The following is a 2375-nucleotide window of genomic DNA, read 5'->3' as shown; positions in this document are numbered from 1 at the left end:
AGCTATGATGAGAAAACCGATAATGCAATAACGGCGCTGCAAAAAGAGATGACGCAGTTTTTCTTAACTGTTGAAAGTCAGGCTGGTCTGCCAGAATGTAAATACAGTAATCATACTCAGTTTTATCAGCAAGCCAAAATCGCGCTAAGTGCTATTTCGGTGCGTGTTCAGGCGATAGAAGCGAATGAACTTACTATCGAACAGGTTGAACTATTACAAGACAGCCTCAGTAGCCTTGAACAGTTGCACCAGCTTGGTTGTTTTACCCCGGATCAGGTAACTAATTTGCGCAATAATTTTGATAGCAGTATTACTGCCATCCTGAAACTTGAACTGGCAAAGAAACGCAGTAGGCCATTGATTTAAAAAGAGGAAATAACAATGAGCTTAGATGCAACAGAACTAGCCGCCAGTATGCTGCAGGTTTTTAAAGCCGAGCTGGCAGATAAGTGGCCGGACATTAAAGAGTACGCGAGGGCTGAAGCGAGGAAGCTGGCTGAAAATCTGGTGATGATTGAGCGCATGCAGTTAACTGGCGAAATCACGCCTGAACAGGCCCGCTTGCATCATCAGATCCAACGCAATGCTTCGCGCACCGTGTTGCTTACTGTTACAGGATTAAGCCGGGTTGCGATAGAACAGGCGATAAACGCTGCAATGGACTCCCTGCGCCAAAGTGTAAATACTGCACTGAATTTTACCTTATTATAAGTTGGCTGATGGCGTACAGCTGAAATTATATCAGCGCTGCAGCCTCATATTGGCGCTGACATCATCGAGCGATTACGTTAAAGTACAGCTTCAGTTAATGGTATAAAATGGAGATGTAAGCATGAGGAAGTGTGTTTTTCTGGCAATCTGTCTAACAGTCGGGCTTGCAATGCCGGCGATAGCGCAGCAGGCAAAACCGGAAAGTATTAAAAAGTTACTTCAGGTGTCTGGTGCCGGTGATCTCGGCGTGCAAATGATGAATCAGATGATACCGGCGCTGAAAAATATGATACCAGATGCCCCGGCGACGTTCTGGGACGATGTGATGCAAGAGGTCAATGCTGAAGAGCTGGAGAATTTGTTGATCCCGGTATATCAGAAGCACCTGACAGAAGCTGATGTTAAAGCGCTAAATGAGTTTTACGCCTCCGATGTCGGGCAGAAAATGATTAAAACTCAGCCTGCGATCATGCGGGAATCTATGATGCTGGGGCAGCAATGGGGACAGCAGCTGGCACAAAAAATTGTCCAGCGCTATGAAAGTCAGAAAGCTAAATAGCACACAGTAAACAACACCATTGAAACCACCTGACGGTGGTTTCTTCGTATTTGCTTGTTGATCTGACGGTTATATCACGCTGACGCAGCTGTATTTAGTGATGAATTGTTTTATGGTTCAGCTATCTTTTCATCGTATTGAAGAAAATCATGCAAACGACCTTCTTTAAAACACACTGTAAGCTCATTGCTGCTGTTGCCGTTTTATCGGCCAGTACAAAGCTTATAGCCGCAGAGCACTATTTTCCGCCATCAGGAAAATGGCAACAGGCTACGCCGCAAAGCCTTGGGGTGGATGCGGCTAAACTGCAACAGGCAGTAGATTATGCCATTCTGAGTGAGAACCCGGCATCAAAGGACCAGGCGATAGTGCAGGCTACAACCTTTGGTGCACGCGAGCCCTATGATCAGATTATTGGCCCTATGTCAGTGCGTGCCAGTGTAAATGGGCTCATTGTATATCGCGGTAATGTCATCGCACAGTGGGGCGATACTCAAAGCGTAGATATGACGCACAGCATCAGTAAAACCTTTCTGACCACGGTGACAGGTCTGGCGCTGGATGATGGGCTGATTGATAACGTTCAGGATTTCGTTGGACCTTATTTGCCTTCGGACAATACGCTTTTCCGCGGTGAGCATAACAGCGTTATCCGCTGGGATCATCTGCTTCGACAAACCAGCGACTGGCAAGGCAGTTTGTGGGGAAAACCTGATTGGGCTGACAGGCCGGAAGGCGAGGCGAAAAGCTGGCCCAACAGGCCTTTGTACACGCCCGGGACACGCTACAAATACAATGATGTTCGGGTGAATGTATTAGCTTTGGCAACAACTTACGTCTGGCGTAAGCCACTGCCGGTGGTGCTGAACGAACGCATTATGCAGCCGATTGGTGCCAGCTCTACCTGGCGCTGGTATGGCTATGACAACAGTTGGATTGAGCTGGATGGCCAGCACATTCAGAGTGTGTCAGGTGGCGGGCACTGGGGTGGTGGCATGTTTATTAATGCCTGGGATCTGGCCCGGTTTGGCTATTTATTTTTGCGCGATGGTAATTGGCAGGGTAAACAACTGGTTAGCCGTGACTTTATCGCCCATGCCCGCAC

General features: G+C 47.7%; 4 protein-coding genes. All 4 read left to right on the top strand.

Annotated elements, in window-relative coordinates; genetic code table 11:
* Positions 1-366, top strand: a 366-nt coding sequence (locus VIN66_RS03855; protein ID WP_331922763.1) for a hypothetical protein, incomplete at its 5' end; no start/stop codon positions are given.
* A 15-nt stretch (positions 367-381) separates the two neighbouring features.
* Complete coding sequence (locus tag VIN66_RS03850) at positions 382-711, top strand: hypothetical protein (RefSeq protein WP_331922762.1); 330 nt, start codon at positions 382-384, stop codon at positions 709-711.
* Positions 712-832: 121 nt separating this feature from the next.
* A complete protein-coding gene (locus VIN66_RS03845) occupies positions 833-1270 on the top strand; it encodes a DUF2059 domain-containing protein (protein ID WP_331922761.1) in 438 nt (145 codons plus the stop codon).
* 149 nt (positions 1271-1419) lie between these two features.
* On the top strand, positions 1420-2375 hold a 956-nt coding region (locus VIN66_RS03840; protein ID WP_331922760.1), incomplete at its 3' end, for a serine hydrolase domain-containing protein.

Origin of the sequence: Rheinheimera sp. (genome assembly GCF_036568245.1) — a bacterium.
Classification (GTDB): domain Bacteria; phylum Pseudomonadota; class Gammaproteobacteria; order Enterobacterales; family Alteromonadaceae; genus Alishewanella.
Note: the sequence above shows the minus strand (reverse complement) of the source record. Positions and strands in the feature narration are given on the sequence as shown.